Raw genomic sequence first — 18,642 nt, 5'->3', positions numbered from 1 at the left:
GCTCGGCGGCGACCCGCCGTCCCTCCCGCTTGGGGAGGTGGTGCAGGTCGGCCATGAGCCACATGTTCTCCTCGCCGGTGATCAGGCCGTCGACCGCGGAGAACTGTCCGGTGACCCCGATCGCGGCGCGTACCGCCTGCGGGGCGGCGGCGAGGTCGTGGCCGCCGACGCGGATGTCGCCGGCGTCGGCGGTGATGAGGGTGGAGAGGATCTTGACGGCGGTGGTCTTGCCGGCGCCGTTCGGGCCGAGCAGGGAGAAGATCGTGCCGGCGGGCACGTGCAGGTCGATGCCGTCGAGGACCAGCTTGTCCCCGAAGGACTTCCGCAGCCCCGTGGCCGCGATGGCGGAGGTGTGGGTCGTTGTCGTCATGCCCCGGAGTCTGCGGGGCGCCGCGTTCAACGAGCTTTCAGCGCGGTTTCACTGACCACGGCCAACCGGCAAGGCGGTGAAACGCGCTGGTCAGCGCACCATCTGCGCCATCTACGTGATCTGCGCGATCTGCGCGATCTGCGCGACCTCACGCCGCCGCGTCGTACGCGGCCCGCAACCGGACGCCGCCGGTCCGCGGCCGCGGGGCGCGCTCCGCGAACACGGACAGGCGCAGTACGAGATAGCGGCCGATCCCGACGAGCGCGGTGGCCGACAGATACACCGTCTGCTGCAGGACGAGTCCGGCGCCGGGGCGGAGCGCGGCGAGCGCGCCGACCGCGGCGGACGTGACCAGCCAGCCGACGGCCATGGTGGCCGCGCTCTTGAGATGGCCGGCCAGACCGGGCCGTCCGTGGCCGAACGAGACCCGGGCATGCAGCTCGGTGGCGGCCACGGTGGAGGCGATGGTGGTCAGCACGTTCGCCGCCATCCACGGTATCCACTGCGACAGCAGGACCAGGGCCGCCGAGGCCGCCAGGGTCACCCCGCTGCCGAGCCCGGCGAAGCGTACGAAGGCCGCCGCGTGACGGCGGATCAGTCGCAGGCCGTTCATGGTGATCCCCTCCCGAACCGCTGCCCCCCGCGGGGCCGTCGTCGTCATGCCCGAGAGCGTGACCGACCCGTCGTTCAGCGCCGTTTCAGAGCGTTTTCAGGGGTGTCGGCGGTGGTGAAACCGGAGTTGGGGATGCCCGGAGAACGGTTCGGGCGTCGGGCCCCTTCCCGGGTCAGGCCAGACCGAACTTCTCGGCGTGCACCTGACGTGCGGGGACCCGCAGGTCCCGTAGGCCGGCGAGCACGGCCCTGGTCATGGCGGGCGGGCCGCAGACGTACACGTCGCGTTCGGTGATGTCGGGGACCAGCCGGTGCAGGCTGCCCGGGCCGAACGGCGGGGTGCCGCCCTCGCCGGTCCGGCCGGTGAGCAGGTGCAGCCGTCCGCCCCGTAGCGCGATCAGGTGGCGCACCTCGTTCAGCAGCACGGCGTCGGCCTCGCTGCGCACCCGGTACAGCACGACGACGTCGCCGGTCGCCTCCTCCTCCAGCATGGCCCGCACGGGCGTGATCCCCACCCCTCCGGCGATCAGCAGGGCGCCGGGCCGGGTCCGGTGCAGCGAGGTGAACGCCCCGTACGGTCCCTCGACGAAGGCGCGGCTGCCGACCGGGACGTTCCGCAGGCCGGCGCTGGTGGTGCCCGCCGCCTTCGCCGTGAGGCGCAGGCCCAGTCCGCCCGGCGCCGCCGACAGGGAGAAGGGGTTGGCCAGCCACCAGTGGTTGTGCCCGGGGAACCGCCAGATGCAGAACTGCCCCGCGCTGGCCGGGAGTTTGTCGAGGTGCCGGCCGGTGACGTACACGGAGACCACGTTGTCCGACTCCGGTACCACCGCCGCGACGCGGAACCGGTGGTAGGCGTTGCGCCACAGCGGCATGGCGACACGCCCGGTCAGCAGGGCGCCGAAGGCGAACAGCCACAGGATCCACCAGTAGGCCGTGGCGAACGCGGAGGACGTGAACGTCGTGGTCTCCTGCAGCTGGTGGACGAACGACAGGCCCAGGGCCACGTAGAGCAGCAGGTGCAGACCGTGCCAGACCTCGTACCGCAGTCGCCGCCGCAGGGGCCGGGTGGAGATCGCGGCGATCACGACGATGACGGCCGCGGCGAGCATGCCCAGCAGGGAGGCCGGCACCCCGCTCAGCGCGACGAACGTCCTCCCCATGGACGCGTCGTCGAGGTTCGCATAGCCGAGCACCACCAGCGTGGCGTGGGTGAGGACGGTCCACAGCAGCAGGAAGCCGACCCAGCGGTGCCACACCGTGAGCCGGTCCATCCCGATGCGGCGGTCCAGCCACGGCAGCCGGGCCACCAGCAGCAGTTGGAACAGCATCAGCAGGGCCGCGTGCAGTCCGAAGAACTTGGCGCCCGTGAGCACCGAGTTCTTGCCCGAACCGGCGCCGAGGAACAGCGCCTCGACGATCACCGCGTTGACGACGACGAACGTCCACATCGCCCAACGCGCCGCGTCCACCGGAGGCACAGTGCCTCCGCGCACCGGATTACTCGCCATCGCCATGCTCTCCCCCACATCCCCCGGGGCCACCGCACTCGCGGCCCGTATGCACTGGCCCGATGAAGATCGAGTATTTCGTCCGGATACGCACCCGACCGGACAAGCATACGGAGCGTGGGCCCGATCCGTTCATGCCGGAACCGTCTGGAGCAGTGCGCCGGTCACGAGCCGCTCAGCGGGCGGCGTCTGTGTCAGAAGCTGGAGAGCGCGTCCAGCAGGTCCTGGAGCAGGGCATCGTCGAGAGGTGTGCGGTGGGCGAGTTTGTTGCGTGCCCACCGGAGCGTGCGCAGTCGGCGGAACTGACCCTCGGTGAGGTCGATGTCCCGGTGCACCGCCGCGTCGTAGAGCTCGCCCAGTTCCATGGACGCGAGGTCCGGCGCCGAGCCGTTGGCGTCGCGCAGGGACTGCCGGACGTAGGTGTCGACGAGTCGTGCGACGCCGCGTACCGCGATGCGCGGGAGCAGCTCGACGAAGCCGAGGCGGGCGTCGTCGATCAACGGCAGCAGCACGCGGTTCTGGGCCTGCCACACCAGCTTGTCGAGTTCCGGGGCGCCGTGTGCCGCGGCTCCGGAACGGGGGCTGCGGCGAATCTGCCCCTCCCAGCTGTCGACCAGTCCGGCCGACCATGCCTCGCGCAGCCCTTGTTCGGGGAACGGCGCGTATGCCGCGCCGGATGTCGCGCGAGCGTGGGCGCCTTGTGCCGCGGGGAGGGCACGGCACTCACGCAGAGCGGAAGCCAGGTCCTTGACCTTGCCGCTCCAGGTGTCGGCCAGCTGCACGGCGAGTCCCAGATCGGGACCGGCCACCTGGACGACCGTCTCGCAGCGCAGGGCGTGCCGGATGAGTTTGCCGGGCGTCATGCGGTCGTGGGCATGCCCGACGCCCACGTGGGGAATGGCGTCGGCGACCACCGTGGCCGTGTCGAGGTGACTCCAGACGCCCCACCACCAGTGTGGTCTCGACACCGTTCCGTCGAGGAGCCCCACGGTGTCCGCCTCCAGGTCCTGCAGACGAGAGGCCACGAGGAGCCGCGGACGGTCGCCCGGTTTGAGGCCGGCCTCCTTCACAGCGGCCTGGAAACGACGTATCAGCCGGGAGACGGCGAGCGGATCCGACTCGGTCCACGCGCGGACGACGAGCACGGGCGCACGGCGGTCCGGGTCGGCGACCAGCTCCGAGACCAGGTCTCCGCGCAGATTGAGACTGTCGGCAAGGCGCACGGCGATGTCGCTGTCCGGGCTGTCGCAGGACCGGGCGGTGGCGGCTGCCGCGAGGGGCCGGGCCTCGGACGGGCCGGAGCCCCCGGCCTGTCCGGAGAGGCCGAAGGGGTCCCAGTCGCCGAAGCCGTCGTCGATGTCGAAGCCGTCGTCGATCTCGAAGCCATCGTTGATCTCGAAGCCGTCGTTGATCTCGAAGCCGTCGTCGATGTCGAAGGCGTCCTCGGAGGTCCCGGGGACAGGCGCGTCCTCGGTGTCGAGCGCATCCCACTGGTCCCGCGCGTGCGGCGTGGCCGTTCTCGGCGCGGTTCGCGGGCGCGTCTCCTTGCGCGGGACGTCCACGACGTGGTCGAGGCGATGGATCACCGCCTCCAGGGCGCGGTCGGCGCGATCCGACTCCACCTCGGCGTCCGCGAACAGCCAGACGCAGGTGAGCCCGGAGCGCAGGTCCGCGAGGACCCGCGCACAGTGGCGTCGCGCGCCCGGCAGGTGCAGGACGGCCTCCGGGGACAGGGCCCCGGCCGGGCCGATGAGCTCGGTCACAACGACCCGTCCTGCAGCCTCGCCACGGTCCGCAGCGCACGGAAGGTGACGCTGTCGACGGTGAGGACCTCACCGTCGTCGTCGAGGACGCCGAGCGCCTCCAGATCCGTCAGCAGCGCCTCGGCCTCGTCCAGGTCGTCGTCGAGCACGACGGCGAGGTCCTGGGGGACGGCATGGGCCTTGCCCTGGCGGTGTTCCTCCAGGCTGAACATGTCGGCCCAGGCGGCCATCTGCCGCACACGGCGTTCGGAGAGCCCGACCCTTTGCAGGTGGTCGGTGGCGTGACCGGGGTTGTCCATGCGCACCCGCATCGCCTCGAAGAGATCCTCCCGGGGGGCGCCCTGGATGTACCGGGCGATGGTCTGCTCGACGACGGCGGGCCAGCCGCCGGTCGCCTCGATCAGGTTGTGCCGCTCCTGCGCCGAGACGAACGGCTGCTCCGGCCACGCGCGGAGACTGGTGGTGTTCCAGCGCCGGGGCTGTACCCGGAACACGTCCGGGAGACGCAGGCCGGACGCGGTCAGCGGGTCGACGACGGCCAGCGTGCGCCGGCGCGGGATCTCCTTCCCGTCCTCCTCCGGCACCGAGGCGTACTTGGCGAGTCGTTCGACCGCGTCCCGGACCTCCGCCGAGGGGATGTCGCGCAGGTCGGCGAAGAGCAGGTGCGGCGTGTGCTCGCGAGCCCACTTGGTGACGGTCTGGGTCAGCTCCGCCGTCGACACCGACACGAACTGACGGCCCTCTCCGGCGTGCTGCTTCGCGGCCTTGTCCAGGTATCCGGCGCCGAGTGCCGTCGTGGCCGTGATCATCGTGACGCGCCGGGAGAGCGCGTCGTGCCACTGCTCGTCGGTCAGCGGGCTCATCCGCATGACCTGACGGCGGTCGACGCCGATGGACCGGCGGGCCACGCGCGGGTTGTAGTCGTACTTCTGTGTGAACTCGCTGGTGCGCAGCTCCGCGTCGAGTTCGTCGCGGGTGCCGAGCATGTTGACGATGTTCGGGCTGCGCATGACGAAGCTGTTGCTGCGTCCCTGGAGCGGGAGGACCAGACCGAGGCCCTCCATCTCCATCAGGTCGGTGCGGACCTCGTCCACGCCGTTCTGCTCCGGGAAGCCGTCCGGCCATACGCCGTGCGCCTGTTCCTGCAGCACCTGGGGCGTGTACCCGCGGGCATAGCCGTCCGTGAGGCTGCGCAGGGCCAGGATCAGCGTCAGCACGCGGTACCGGTCCTCCAGGTCGATGGTCAGCCGGAGCCGGTCGCGGATCTTGTCGCGGATGCCTCCGGAAGCGACGACCTTCTGTACGTCGGCAGCGGTGATCCGGGGACGTCCGCCGTCCGGGGAGAGGGCGCGGCTCTGCATCTCCTCGACCAGTCCCTCGCAGACGATCTGCACGAGGTTGGCCTGGTTGTTGGTCAGGGCCAGGATGCGCCAGACAAGGTCCGGGTTCTCGAAGAACAGCCCGACCGCGGCCAGCGGTTCGATGACCAGGTCGACCGCGGCCTTCGGGCGCAGCGGGCCGACCAGGACCGGCTCGCCGCCGTGTCCGGTGATGGAGTTGGTCAGCCGGTTGTACCGCTGCACCTGGTGCAGACCCGCGAACACGATCTTGAAGCGGCGTTCGGTGTCGGCCATCAGCTGCATCAGGCCGGCGAGGGTCCGGAAGGTCGACTGCGCTCCGGCGGTGTCGACGGGGCGGGCGTCCGCGTTGAGGAAGGCGTCCGCCTCGTCGGCGAGGAAGAGGACGCGCCGCTCCGAGTCCTCGTCCAGCCAGTGTCTGATCCGGGCGGCGACGGTGGCCGGAGCGGCGTTCCCCGACGTGCTGTTGTCGAGCACCCCCACGACCTTCAGTTGCTCGGCCAGCACGTTCCAGATCTCGTTCGGGAGCCGGCTGAGCCCGATCTCGGCGATGCGGAGGTCCGTGTAGACCGCGACCTGTTTGCCGCCGTGCCCCGCCTGGAAGCTGTCCGCCACCTGCCGGAGCAGGGAGGACTTGCCCAACTGCCGTCCGCCGTAGAGGAAGAGGCCGCCCTCCCGGGCCATGATCGCGCTCTTCTCGTCGTCGCGGCCCTTGAAGACCTCGGCGGAGACCTGCCCGGCCTGGAAGGGCTCGTACGGCCGGTACGCGGCCCACGGCAGCGTCACGCGCTGCACCGCGCGGAAGGAGCGGGCCTCGCCCGCGGCGATCCAGCCGAACACGGCCGGGTCGACGACGATGGCCTGCTGCGGCTTCTGGTACGAGACCTGGGCGAGGCGCCGGCGTCCACCGATGCCGAGCGGCTGCAGGTAGAGGATGATGTTGGCGCCGAGCGCGGCCTCGGGCAGGTGACGCAGCAGGGCGTCGGGACCGAGCTCCTCGTTCGCGACGACGAGGACCCGGTAGACACCACCGGCGCGGGACCCGAGCCGCGACACGTAGCCGGGGACGTTGTCGCTGATCTCGGCGGTGATCGAGAGCGTCATCACCTGCCAGTCCTTGCGGTCCTGGTCCCCGAGCCGGACCCGGCCCTTGATGCTCAGGCCGAGCATGCGCAGCACGCTGGGGACGTGCTTCTGGAAGGAGTTGCGGCGCTCGTTCGGCCGCCCGAGCGAGTCCCAGGCCTCCAGGGCCACCCTGACCGCGTCGGTCTCCGCCTGCCGGGAGCGCGCGCGTGCGTAGTGGTCGAACCACCAGCGCGCGCTGACTCCCGTGCTGCTGGCCTTGGGGGCGTCCGGGTGCCGCACGCCCTCCAGGAAGGCCGCCATCTCCGCGCCGGTCTCGGCGGCCTGTTCCGGAATGCTTTCGCCCTTGCGGGCGAAGGAGAGCAGCTCCTCGGCGGTGGCGACGTCCCCACGGTCGATCAGACCGCTGATCCGGGCGACGTCCACCTCCCCCAGGTTCAGCCCGGCCAGTTGTTCGCGCAGTTGGTCGGTCTTCTCCGACACCCTGGTGCGCAGCTGGGCGACCACGTCCCGCACCTGCTCCAGCCGCCGGCGGAACCGCAGGTCGTTGTCCGAGTTCTCGAGATCGAGCAGCTGGGCCGCCAGGTGGCTCTCCTGCCCGGGGGTGAGCAGGTTCTGCAGGCGTACCTGGGCGAACAGGTCGGCGGCCTCACGCAGGGCCGCGCCGGCCCGGACACGCCACTCGGCCTCGGCGTCGTCGAGCCGACGGCGCAACGCGTCCGCCTGGCCCGCTTCCGGCGTGGAGACGGCCCGGAGCCTGCCCGTCTCCACGAGCTCGACAAGCCGCCCTGCGAGGTGCAGGTCACCGCGGTCGAGGTGGGCGGCGAACGCCTTCTGCGTGTCGGCCGGATCCGTGAGCTCCCGCAGGGCGTCCAGGGTGTCCGGCGCGGACAGGTCCGGTACGTCCTGACCCGCGTCCGTCGTGGTCCAGGTCAGGCCGGGCAGGAGGAGCAGCGAGTCGGTGCTGGGCAGCCCACGCGCGGGCCCCGGCGGGACCGGGGAGGGGCCGGTTTCGATCCAGTTGAGCAGCGACCGCACCGCTTCGCCGCCGGGGCCGGGCAGCGGTGCCGCCCGCCGCGCCGCCCGGACCGCGTCCGCCAACTCGCTGCGGAGCCGTCGGCTGTCACCGCGCGGCGGCATCTCGGCGACCTGCACCGCCTCACGCAGCAGCATCGTCACCTCTCCGATGCGCTCGCGCAGTTGGTCCAGAGCCGTAGAGATGATCTTGGTCTTGCGCTGGTTGGGGGAACTGACCCGGCGCGTCGTGTCCCTGATGATCCGATCGACGGAGTCGTCTTCCCCGTAGGTGTTCTCAAGGTCCTGGCGCAGTTGTGCGGGGGTCGCTCCGCCCACCGACCATGCCGTGATCAGGTTGAGCGTGTGCCCGAGTTCCGCGTCGTCCTTGAGCAGGGTCTGGAGCACCCGCGAGGCGAGCTGGTAGACGATCTTGCTGGTCGTCAGGCGGCGTTTGAGGGCCTCCGCCCGGTCACCCAGGTCCATCGGATCGACGGTGACGTCCTCCCCGAGGCCGAACTCCTCGCCCGGCTGGAGCGACACCCCCCTGCGGGTCTCCTGGGCCAGCGTCCGGAACAGCTCGTTCCAGACCTCGGGCAGGCCGGGCAGCTGGACGAAGTCGTTGACGATCGGCAGCGCCCAGCCGGCCTGCAGACCGCTGCGTACGGCGGCGGCCAGGGCGATGAGGTATCCGTCCCGGTCCTCCGCCGTCGGCAGCGGGCCGCACTCCTCCTCGACGTTGAGCTGCAGCGTCATCGCCGTCTGCTGACCGGGTGCCAGCCCGAACGCCGACGCGGCGAAGGCGAGGGACTGGCACCGCTCCACCCTCTCCCCGGCGGCCCGGCTCAGCCAGTAGGCCTCGGTCAGCCTGCCCTCGGCGATCAGCCTCTCCATCGGGGAGGGGTGATCGCCCGTCCGGGTCCAGATGTCGGTCGACCCGACGGTCGCGGCCGCCCCGGCGGTGTCGGCGGCCTCCCGCTCGCCCTCGTCCGGCGTCTGCTGCGAGACGTCCGGCGGGAGAGCCGCCTGCGGTGCCACCGGCGGCGTCACCAGCGGCGCCACCGGCTGCCGTGCCGCGGTACGCGGTTGCGGAAGGACGGCGGCGGCCTGTCCCACATATCCCGCCTGCCCCGCCTGCCCCGCCCGTCCCGCCTGCCCCGCCTGCCCCGCCTGTCCCGCCTGCCCCGTCTGCCCCGTCCGTCCCGGGCGGTTCTCCGGCCCGTCAACGGTCCGCGGGACCGGGGCCGCCGAACGGGGTGCCGCGAGCGGCGCCTCCTCGGGTTCGGTTGCGCTGGCGTCCGCCGCGGGCTCCGACTCCTCTCGGTCCGAGCCCGGCTCCTCTCGGTCCGAGCCCGGCTCCTCTGCGTCCAAGCCCGGCTCCTCGGGAACCGGCGACTCGGCGACGACCGTGAGCGGCTCGGGCTTCCGGGCGGGGGCTTCTCGCTGCGGTGCCTCCTCCTCGGCGGCGGCGGCGTGTACGGTGCGCACGCCCGCCTCGGGAAGCGTCTCCTCGCCCGGCGTGCTGTCCGCCGCCCCGCCCGTCGTGTCCGGCGCGGGGCACATCTCCTCGGTGACCGGGTCGGTCGGCCGGGACCCGGACGGAGGCCCGTCGACCGACCGGAGCTCTTCGAGCCGGGTGTCGATAGCGGCGACCGCCGCCCGCAGCCCGCTGAGCACACCTGGATTGCTCGTCCCGGCAAGCATCGTGACGAGCCGCGCGCGATCGTCCACGGCCGTGTCGATCTCCGCACGGATCCTCGCCGCGTGAACGTCCGCCAGGATCCGGTCGAGATCGTCATGGGTCTGCGCATCCGTCCAGCGGGCGCCGCCGCCGAGGCCGAGAGCCAACTCGGCTGTCTCGGCTCGCCGGCCGAACCAGGCGTCCACAGCTGCGGGCACGTGGGCGTCCCTCGTGCCCAGGCCCCTGCGGATGTCCGTCGCGAGGCTCTCCAGCCGGTCCGCCAGCGCCTCCCCCTCCCTGCGCAGCCGGTGCGCGGCGGCTACGAGCTGCTCGGCGAGGTCGTCGGGCACCGGGTTCTCCCTGTCGGCGAGTTGGGATCGCGTGCTGTGCCGGACCTCTTGTGAGGCCGGGGCCGTGCTGTTCGGACGTGTCCCCGCCTTGGCGGAGCGCCTGCGGGTCTTCGGAGGGTCGGGCCACGGTGCCGGGGTGGCGGCGGCCTGCCAGAGGATGTCCCAGTGCTCCAGGACGCGCCGGCCCTCGGGTGGGTTCTCGTCGGTGAGCGCGTACCAGTGGAGAGTCAGGCATGCGAGCGACGGCGGCAGAGCCGTGAACGTCGACTTCAGTCCCTCGGCATCGGCGTGGGGCAGGCCCTGTCCGGCGAAGCCGTGCTGACGAGCCATCTTGTCGGCCACCTCGCGGCCGACCTCGGCGATGTGCAGGAGCAGGTCCGCGGGAGCCCTGGCGACCCAGGAACGCATGCCCGAGGAGGTCGAGCGAGCCTGTGATGTCGGCTCGCTCCGGTATCCGAAGCCGTGGCCGTGGACGACCGCGAGGAAGGCCAGCAGGTGTTGCACGGATTCTGACGGCTGGCTGGAGAGCCAACGGCGGAGTTCGTGGGCTGGCGACACGCGACATATCCTCACACGTTCTTCGTGTGAACACATCGTGTGAGCAAGGAAATTGACATGATGTCCGGCCCGCGACAGCGAACCGTCACGTGCTGTGCTCCGCTCATGGTAAGGAAGGCGTGAGCTGTACGGTTCGCCGCCGGCCGCGACTTCAGTCGGTCATGGCCTCGCGGACGAGGGCCGTGTCGACGAACTGTTCGAAGCGGACGATCAGGCCGCCGCGGACCACGAAGTGGTGGGCCACGCGGACGTCGATCGGCTTGCGGGTGGCCTTGTTGGTCGCGCTGTAGCGGGCGAGGACGACGACGTTCTCGCCGTCGACGACGTAGGTGTCGTCGTGGGCGGTCCAGCCGTCCCAGTCCTGGCCGAGCTTCTCCATGACGTTGGCGGTGACGCGGTCGGGGGTGCGGTAGGTGCCGGCGAGGGGGAAGCCGGCCATCTCGGTCCACTCGACGTCCGGGGCGAGGGTGGCGCGCAGGGCCGCCAGGTCACCCGCCGCCGAGGCCAGGTACTGGCGTCGTACGACGTCGGCGGGGGCGGTGGAGGTGGCGAAGGAGGCGGTGGAGGCGGCGAAGGGGGCGGTGGAGGCGGCGGAGTCGCTCATGTCAGCCCCACTTCATCTCGCCCTTGGCGACCTTCGCGCCGATCTGCGCGGCGATCAGCATGCCGTTGTCCGGGTAACGCGCGACGAGCGCCGCGGTGAGCGCGGCGCCGTCGGCCGCCTTGGCGAGTTCCTCCTCGAAGGCGAGCAGGTAGTCGCGGGTGGCGGTGATGGCGGAGGCGTCGGCCGCGGTGCCGGGCAGACGGTGGCCGGGGACGACCAACTCCGGCTGCAGGGCGGCCATCTCCTCCAGCAGGTCGGTCCAGGCGGCGCGGTCGCCGGAGGTGGGGGTGTCGGCGACCCAGACGTGCTCCTGCTGGAAGAGGAGGACGCCGCCGAGGAGGGCGCGGTGCTCGGCCTGCCACAGGTAGTGGCGGTCGGGGAGACCGGCCGGGCCGCCTCCATCCGGTCCACCAGGCGGGTGGCGCCGCCCGTGGTGAGCACCTGCTCCTGCGCCACGGCCCGCATCGACAGACCCGGCTCACCGGCCCGCCCGAGGATCAGCAGCACCTCGAACATCAGATGGGTGATGCCGCACTCCTGCTCCAGCGAGCGCCCCAGGATGTACTCCAGCCGGTTCGCCGCACCCTGCAGCCGCCCGAACGCCAGCACCAGCGCGTTGTTCGCGGCCTCCCCCGGCGAGGAGATCTCCTCCACCCGCTCGTCCACGCCCTCGCCGCCCTTCTCGTCTCCTCGCGATCCCGTCGGACCGATCATGCCCCGACCGGGCGGGGGCCGGCGCTTTCGTAGTACGTCGTCCGGGCCCGGCGCACCGCGTCGAGGGCGGGGCCGGCTTCCGCGCCGTCGACGTTGAGCGGGGGACGCAGCCGGGCGATCAACTCGCCCTCCACCTCGCGGGGATCGGGGAGTTCGGTCCAGGTGAGGGTGAGGTGCTCGTGCATCCAGGCGGTGAGACGCTCCTCGTCCTCCGGGACCAGGACGACCCGGTCGGTCCAGGTCGTCCGGTAGGCCTCGGTGGGCAGGAGAAGCCCGGCGAGCGTCCGGCGCAGGGTGGAACTCCCGGAACGCCTCAGGTGGTTGGAGGTGATCCGGCTCCGGAGGCGGGTCGCCTTGCCGAGGTAGAGCAGCCGGCGGCCGGGGTCCGTGGCATTCGCCGGGCCGGAGAACACCGGCAGCACACTCGGCTCCGCCCACCACGCGTACAGGCCCGCGGTACGCGGCAGTTCGGCCGCCGCCTCGGAGAGGGGGCGGGGTGAGGTGAACAGGGCCGCGGCGGCCTGTCGCACGGCGGTCTCGTCCGCCTCCTCCCTTTCGGATGTCGCGGCTGTCGCGGCTGTCTCGGCTGTCTCGGCTCTCTCGTCAGGCATGACCGCAGGATAGAAGCCCCGGAGGCCGCAGCGGGGGCAGGTCTCCACCAGGTTCCGTCGGGACATGCGGCCGGGTCCGGCGGGTCGCCGCAACCGTGTTGCCGGGGCACCGAGTTGCCCGCGCGGGCAGGGGCCTCGGGCGTGGGCGGTCGCTCGCCCGGTCCCCGGCGTAGCCTGTGGCGCATGGTGCGCCGCTTGCAGGGTCAGCCGTGGGTACAGCCGGCGTACGACGTCGGGCTCGCGGTGCTGGTGGTCTACTCGGCCATTTCCTCCTCCCCCGACGATGTTCACCTGTTCATCAGCGTGATGATGGCGCTGGCGCTGCTGTGGCGCCGGCGCCGGCCGACGGCGGTGATGGGGGCCGTCACGGGGCTCGCGCTGCTCCAGTTCGCGCTGGGGGGCGGGCCGATGCCGTACGACGGGGCGCTGCTCATCGCGATGGTGTCCGTGGTCACGCACGTCCGCTCGATGCGGCACGTCTACGCGGCGGGCGCGATCGTGCTGGTGGGCGTGTTCGTGACGTTCGGCGGGCTGCTGCCGTTCGGCGACGAGGAGGGCGAGGGACTCGGCGACATCGTCGCGATCGCCGGTGTCTGCGCGGCCGTGTGGCTGACCGCCCTGGTGCTGCGGACCCGGCGGCTGTACGTGGCCAGCCTGGAGGCCCGGGCCGCGACCGCCGAGCGGGAACGGGAGCATCTGGTGCGGCTCGCGGCGGCCGAGGAGCGCGCGGAGATCGCCCGGGAGCTGCACGACGTGGTGGCGCACAGTCTGGCGGTGATGATCCTCCAGGCCGACGGCGCCGGATACGCCCTCAAGTCCGATCCCGACAGGGCCGGTACGGCGCTCAAGGCGATCGCCGACACCGGGCGGGACGCGCTGGAGGACATGCATCGGATCGTGCGGGTGCTGCGCACCGGCCGTGCTGCGGCCGGGGAGACCGAATCCGGTCGGCTGCGCGTCTCGCTGGACGACCTCGAGACGGTCGCCGAACGGGCCCGCGCGGCGGGTCTGAAGGTGGAACTGGACGTCGACGGCGAGCGGAGCGGGCTGTCCACGGCGGACGAGCTGACCGTGCTGCGGGTCGTCCAGGAGAGTCTGACCAATGTGCTGCGACACGCCGGGCCGGGCGCCCAGGTGGCGATCTCGCTGCGGTTCGACGGGGACGCCGTACGGATCGGCGTGGTCGACGACGGGGCCGGCAGGCTGGCCGGCCCGCGGGGCACCGTGGACCGGGGCAGCGGCGGCAACGGGCTCGTGGGCATGCGCGAGCGGCTGGAGGTGTCCGGCGGCACCTTCACGGCAGGGCCGCGCCTCGGCACGGGATGGCAGGTCGACGCGGTGCTTCCCCTGGCGGGGCACCTCAAGAAGACGACAGAACGAACAGGATGAGCGGGATGAGCGGGATGAGCGGGATGAGTGAGGCGAGCGGGGTGAGCGGGGTGATACGGGTGGTCGTCGTGGACGACCAGCCGCTGATCCGGGCGGGGTTCGCGATGGTGCTGGCCGCGCAGGACGACATCGAGGTCGTCGGCGAGGCGGAGAACGGCGCGGACGCCCTGGCGCTGCTGGCCCGTACCAGGGCCGACGTCGTCATCATGGACATCCGGATGCCGGTCATGGACGGCGTCGAGGCGACCACGCGGCTGAGCAGGCTGCCCGACGGGCCCCGGGTGCTGGTGCTCACCACCTTCGACACCGACGAGGACGCCTTCGCCGCGCTGCAGGCCGGGGCGAGCGGCTTCCTGCTGAAGAACACCCCGCCCGAGGAGGTCGTGTCGGCGATCCGGGTCGTGGCGGCCGGCGAGTCGGTGGTGGCCCCACGTGTCACCCGTCAGCTCCTGGACCGGTTCGCGGGCCGGCTCGCGCCCACGCCCCGGCACGACGAGCGGCTGGACCTGCTGACCGCGCGCGAACGCGAGGTGCTCCGCCTGGTCGCCGAGGGGCTGTCCAACAGTGAGATCGCCGACCGGCTGTTCATCGCGGAGGCGACCGTGAAGACCCATCTGGGCAAGATCGTCACCAAGCTGGACCTGCGGGACCGCGTGCAGGCCGTGATCTTCGCCTACGACGCCGGCCTCGTCAGCCCGGCCGGCTGACCCCGCCTCACCAGGCGTCATCGTGCGGGACTGCGACTGCGGTCGTAGTCCCGCCCTCTGACCCCGGTCGCATGACCGCCGTACGGACATCGAATTGCCGGCCGATGTGCCGAGCCGCCCGAACTTCGAGAATTTCCTCAGTACTTCGGATTCCCCGGAGAACTTCCCGGACATCTCTCGGAGGTCGTCATGTCTGCCGATTCCAACGCCACTGCCACCACCACCGCTGCCGCCGCTGCCACCGCTGCCACCGCTGCCACTGTCGCCACCAAGCGCCCCCGCCGGAAGAAGGCGATCGTCTTCGGTTCCCTCGCCCTCGCCCTCTCCGCCGTCATCGCGGGTTCCGCCGCGTACTGGTGGAACGAGCACAACAAGCTCAGCCAGGCCTCCAAGGCCGACTGCGCGCTGGCGCAGCGGATCGTGGACGACGCCCAGAACCTGCCGAGCGACAAGGCGGCCGTCGTCAAGTGGGAGCAGGACACGATGAAGATGCGCAGGGCGCAGATGAAGGACGGGTACCTCGGCTTCCGCGTCGCCCAGTACGAGATCTGGGCGGCGGACAAGGCGAAGGGCGTGGGGACTCCGCCGTCGGACCGGGAAGTGTCGAAGCTGTCCGACAAGGCCAACGCGCACTGCGCCGAGGCCCTCATGATGATCACCTTCCCCCCGCTCGCGAACTGACACCGGGCCGGGAAAGGGAATGCGGCTCATGGCCATGGCGCAGCGAACGCAAACAACCGCCCCCTCCGATGACGAGAACATCGCCGTCGCCGCGGATCTGGTGAAGACCTACCGTCAGGGCGAGACGGAGATCAGGGCCCTGGACCAGGTGACCGTCGGCCTCGCGCGGGCCCGGTTCACGGCGATCACGGGCCCGTCCGGCTCGGGCAAGTCGACGCTGATGCACTGTCTGGCCGGGCTCGACTCGGCCACCTCGGGCCGGGTGGTGCTCGACGGCACGGACCTCACCGGGCTGTCCGACCGGGCGCTGACCCGCGTACGGCGGGACAAGGTCGGCTTCGTCTTCCAGTCGTTCAACCTGCTGCCCCAGCTGACGGCGCTGGAGAACATCGCGCTGCCGGTCACCATGGCGGGCCGGCACCTGGACCGGGACCTCCTCGACCATCTCGTCGGGGTGCTCGGCATCGGCGACCGCATGTCCCACCGGCCCGCCGAGCTCTCCGGCGGACAGCAGCAGCGGGTGGCGCTGGCGCGGGCCCTGGTGGCCCGGCCCGCCGTGGTCTTCGCCGACGAGCCCACCGGCAACCTGGACTCGCGGTCCGGCACGGAGGTCCTGGAGTTCCTGCGCCGTTCCGTGCGCGACCTCGGCCAGACCGTGGTCATGGTGACGCACGACCCGCGGGCCGCCGCCTACGCCGACCGGGTCCTCGTCCTCGCCGACGGACGCCTCGCGGACGAACGCCTCGCCGACGGCCCCCTCGCCGAGGGCCCCCTCGCCGGCCGACGCCTCACCGGCGACGACGCCAAGTCCCCTCTGGGGAGGACCAGATGACGCCCTCCTGGCGTGCGACCGTCCTCGGTTCGCAGCTCGCCGAGCTCCTCCGCCGCCCCGGCCGACTGCTCACCACCGGACTGTCCGTCCTGGTCGCGGCCTTCGTCGTCTTCGCGACCGTCATGGCCCAGCAGATCACGGTGAACACCACCCTCGACCGCTTCCGCGGCACCTCCGAGGCCGTCAGCCTGGTCGCGGCGCCCGGCGAGGACGCGGGGACCGGCTTCGACACGGCCGCACTGCGGCGGATCCGCGCGCTGCCCGGGGTCGCCGAGGCCGTCGGGCGGGTGGACGACGGCGCGCCGCTCGCCGGACGGTTCGACCGCTATCTGGCGCTCTACGCCGACCCCGGCACCGGCCCGCTGTCCCAGGTCCGCCTCGTCGAGGGCAGCTACCCCGACCGTGCCGGCGAGATCGCGGTCAACCGGCAGGCCGCCGAGGAGCTCCTGCTCAAGCCCGGCAGCCGCGCCGCCCTGCTCCTCCCCGACCCCGAGGACCCGGAGAAGTCCCGCAAGGTCTCCTTCACCGTCACCGGCGTGGTGAAGAGCTCCACGACGGCCGAACAGCACGCGGGCGGGTACGCCACCGACGCGCGCCTGCTGCCGTACACCCAGTCGCCGGGCTTCCCGCGCGTCGACATCCGGGCCGAGGACGGCGTCGCGCAGGGCGAGTTGGCGGAGCGGGTGCGGGCCGCGCTGGACAAGGCCTCTCCCGGCGCGACCGTCAAGACCGGTGCCGCGGTGCGGGCCCAGGAGGAACGCGACGCCGTGGGCGGGGACCTGCGGGAGATGTTCCAGCTGATCTCCGTGTTCCTGGCCGTCGCGGTGGGCGCGGCCGCGCTGGTCGCGACCTCGACGTTCCGGATCGTCTTCGCGCAGCGGCTGCGGCAGTTGGCGCTGCTGCGGGCCATCGGCGCGGGATCGCGCCGGCTGGTGACCGCGCTCGCCGTCGAGGGCGCCCTGGTGGGGGTGGTCGCGGGCACGACCGGGGTCCTGCTGGCGCTCGGCGCCGGGCATCTCGCGCCGACGGCCGCGCGCCTCCTCGCCGGACGGGAGCTGTCGGCGCCGGGGTTCGGGGTGTCGTACGGCGTGCTGGTGGTCGTGGGAGCGGTGCTGGTGACCGTCGGCGCGGTGCTCGCCCCGGCGCTGGCGGCGGCCGGTGTGTCACCGCTGCAGGCGCTGCGGGCGGCCGGGACGGTCACGGGCGAACACCGGATCCGTCCCGCCCGGCTCACCGCCGGGATCGTCTTCGCCGCCCTGGCCGCCGGGCTCGCCGCCCTGCTCGTGAGCGAACTGCCCGAGCCGGGACAGCAGGACTACGACCGTGACTTCGGCATGCTCGTCACCGTCGTGTCGGCGGGCTTCGCCTTCCTGGCGCTCGTCGCCCTCGGGCCGCTGCTGGTACGGCCCGTGCTGGCCGTGGCGGGGTGGCCGCTGCGGCGGCTCGGCACCACCGGGCGGCTGGCCGTCAGCGGGGTCGGCGGCACCCCGCGCCGGGCCGCGGCCGTCTCCGTGGTCGTCGCCCTCGGGGTCGCGCTGGTCTCCGGCGCCCTCGTCGCCGTGGCCGGCCTCGGCGGCTACATGGAACGGAACGCGGCCGTCACGGCCCCCGCCGACTTCCAGGTCACGGCCGACGCCAAGGGCTGGAGCGCGGGCGCGGTCCGGGAGTTCGCCGCGTCGCCCGAGCTGGCCCATGTCACCGCCTACCGCATCCTGCTGTTGCCCCTCGACGGCATGGAGCTCCAGGTCAGCGACCTGGACCCGGACGCGCTGCCGACCGGCGAGGACATCGACACCGTCACCGGCTCCCTCGACGACCTCGCCCCCGGCCACGCGGTCGTCTCATCGACCCTGGCCGAGTCACTGGGCGTACGGGCGGGCGACACCTTCACCCTCCCGTCCCGCCACGGCCGGCTCCGACTCACCGTCGCCGCCACACTGCCCGATCAGGGCCCGCTCCAGTCGCACGTGGTCGTCGCCCCCGAGGACCTCGACCGGCTCGGCGCGCCCGCGCACGCGAGCGGCGTCCTCGCCGACGCCGCGCACCGGGGTGCCGCCGCGCGCGGTGAGGCGTACCGGGCGCTGGAGACCCTGATCGGGGCGCACGCCTCCGACCCGGACGACGTGGGTCTCCAGGTCCTGGCGGAGGTCCGGGACGACAACAAGGGCACGCTCGACATCCTGCTCACCACCGCGCTCGGGCTCGTCGCCCTGACCATCCTCATGGCGGTCGTCGGCGTCACCACGACGACCAGCCTGACCGCGATCGAACGCACCCGTGAGTTCGGGCTGCTGCGCGCGCTGGGCCTGGGCGGCGGCGCCCTGCGCCGGACGATCACCCTGGAGGCGGGACTGTACGGCGTCCTGGGCAGCGTCCTCGGCCTGGCCCTCGGCGTCCCCTACGCCTGGCTGCTCGTCCGCAGCGCCGTCAGCGAAGCCCCACTGCTCCTACCACAGGGCCAACTCCTCCTGGTCCTCACCGCCCTGACCCTCCTCACAGCCCTGGCCGGCCTCCTCCCGTCCCGCCACGCGACCCGCGTGACGCCGATGACGGCACTGGGCGACGCGGAGTGAGCCGACACCGGGGGGACGCGGCCTGAAGAGCCACCGGGGGGAGGGCAACGCCAAAGGCCCGCCCTCCCCCCGGGCGCCCAAGCAGGCCACCCGCCCCCCAGACGCCCCACCACACCGCCCCGGGCCAACCGCCCGGGGCCACCGGTGCCTTCAGCCGCCCCGTACTCCGGCCCACCGAGGGCAGGCCGACGCCAAAGGCCCGCCCTCCAGACGCCCCAAGCAGGCCACCCGCCC

General features: G+C 72.5%; 12 protein-coding genes and 2 pseudogenes. 5 read left to right on the top strand and 9 right to left on the bottom strand.

Features of this window, described 5'->3' with window-relative positions:
- The 9 genes and pseudogenes from ACLZN2_RS49085 to ACLZN2_RS49045 form a co-directional block, all read right to left on the bottom strand.
- A partial coding sequence (locus ACLZN2_RS49085; RefSeq protein ID WP_416986577.1) for an ATP-binding cassette domain-containing protein occupies window positions 1-370 on the bottom strand: 370 nt, incomplete at its 3' end.
- A gap of 148 nt (window positions 371-518) precedes the next feature.
- Window positions 519-983: a hypothetical protein gene (locus tag ACLZN2_RS49080; RefSeq protein ID WP_416986576.1), complete on the bottom strand. Its 465-nt coding sequence runs from the start codon at window positions 981-983 to the stop codon at window positions 519-521.
- Between the two features lie 172 nt (window positions 984-1,155).
- Window positions 1,156-2,490: a ferric reductase-like transmembrane domain-containing protein gene (locus ACLZN2_RS49075; protein WP_416986575.1), complete on the bottom strand. Its 1,335-nt coding sequence runs from the start codon at window positions 2,488-2,490 to the stop codon at window positions 1,156-1,158.
- A 194-nt stretch (window positions 2,491-2,684) separates the two neighbouring features.
- The gene (locus ACLZN2_RS49070) at window positions 2,685-4,253 is read right to left on the bottom strand and encodes a hypothetical protein (RefSeq protein ID WP_416986574.1); all 1,569 of its coding nucleotides are present in this window, start codon (window positions 4,251-4,253) and stop codon (window positions 2,685-2,687) included.
- A complete protein-coding gene (locus ACLZN2_RS49065; protein ID WP_416986573.1) occupies window positions 4,250-10,297 on the bottom strand; it encodes a hypothetical protein in 6,048 nt (2,015 codons plus the stop codon). The genes ACLZN2_RS49070 and ACLZN2_RS49065 overlap by 4 nt, the downstream gene beginning before the upstream one ends.
- 151 nt (window positions 10,298-10,448) lie before the next feature.
- Window positions 10,449-10,901, bottom strand: coding sequence for a nuclear transport factor 2 family protein (locus tag ACLZN2_RS49060; protein ID WP_416986572.1), 453 nt, complete (start codon window positions 10,899-10,901; stop codon window positions 10,449-10,451).
- A 1-nt stretch (window position 10,902) separates the two neighbouring features.
- Window positions 10,903-11,298, bottom strand: a pseudogene (locus tag ACLZN2_RS49055) (MBL fold metallo-hydrolase); the annotation flags it as partial.
- Window positions 11,292-11,567 (bottom strand): annotated as a pseudogene (locus ACLZN2_RS49050) (MarR family transcriptional regulator); the annotation flags it as partial. The pseudogenes ACLZN2_RS49050 and ACLZN2_RS49055, both read right to left, overlap by 7 nt.
- Window positions 11,568-11,611: 44 nt before the next feature.
- A complete protein-coding gene (locus ACLZN2_RS49045) occupies window positions 11,612-12,226 on the bottom strand; it encodes a GIY-YIG nuclease family protein (protein WP_416986571.1) in 615 nt (204 codons plus the stop codon).
- A gap of 183 nt (window positions 12,227-12,409) precedes the next feature.
- On the opposite strand from ACLZN2_RS49045, the gene ACLZN2_RS49040 reads away from it, so the two are divergent.
- The 5 genes from ACLZN2_RS49040 to ACLZN2_RS49020 all read left to right on the top strand — a co-directional run bounded on the left by ACLZN2_RS49040 (window position 12,410) and on the right by ACLZN2_RS49020 (window position 18,408).
- Window positions 12,410-13,615, top strand: coding sequence for a sensor histidine kinase (locus ACLZN2_RS49040; protein ID WP_416986570.1), 1,206 nt, complete (start codon window positions 12,410-12,412; stop codon window positions 13,613-13,615).
- A 5-nt stretch (window positions 13,616-13,620) separates the two neighbouring features.
- Complete coding sequence (locus tag ACLZN2_RS49035) at window positions 13,621-14,322, top strand: response regulator (RefSeq protein WP_416986569.1); 702 nt, start codon at window positions 13,621-13,623, stop codon at window positions 14,320-14,322.
- Between the two features lie 189 nt (window positions 14,323-14,511).
- The gene (locus ACLZN2_RS49030; protein ID WP_416986568.1) at window positions 14,512-15,003 is read left to right on the top strand and encodes a hypothetical protein; all 492 of its coding nucleotides are present in this window, start codon (window positions 14,512-14,514) and stop codon (window positions 15,001-15,003) included.
- Window positions 15,004-15,031: 28 nt separating this feature from the next.
- Window positions 15,032-15,835 carry an ABC transporter ATP-binding protein gene (locus ACLZN2_RS49025; RefSeq protein WP_416986567.1) on the top strand — a complete coding sequence of 268 codons (804 nt, stop codon included), beginning with the start codon at window positions 15,032-15,034 and terminating at the stop codon, window positions 15,833-15,835.
- On the top strand, window positions 15,832-18,408 hold the full coding sequence (locus tag ACLZN2_RS49020) for an FtsX-like permease family protein (protein ID WP_416986566.1): 2,577 nt from the start codon (window positions 15,832-15,834) through the stop codon (window positions 18,406-18,408). The genes ACLZN2_RS49025 and ACLZN2_RS49020 overlap by 4 nt, the downstream gene beginning before the upstream one ends.
- Window positions 18,409-18,642 lie beyond the last annotated feature (234 nt).

The organism is Streptomyces sp. T028, assembly GCF_048159505.1.
Lineage (GTDB): Bacteria > Actinomycetota > Actinomycetes > Streptomycetales > Streptomycetaceae > Streptomyces.
The sequence above is the reverse complement of the archived record's forward strand: the minus strand, read 5'-3'. Positions and strand labels throughout refer to the sequence as shown.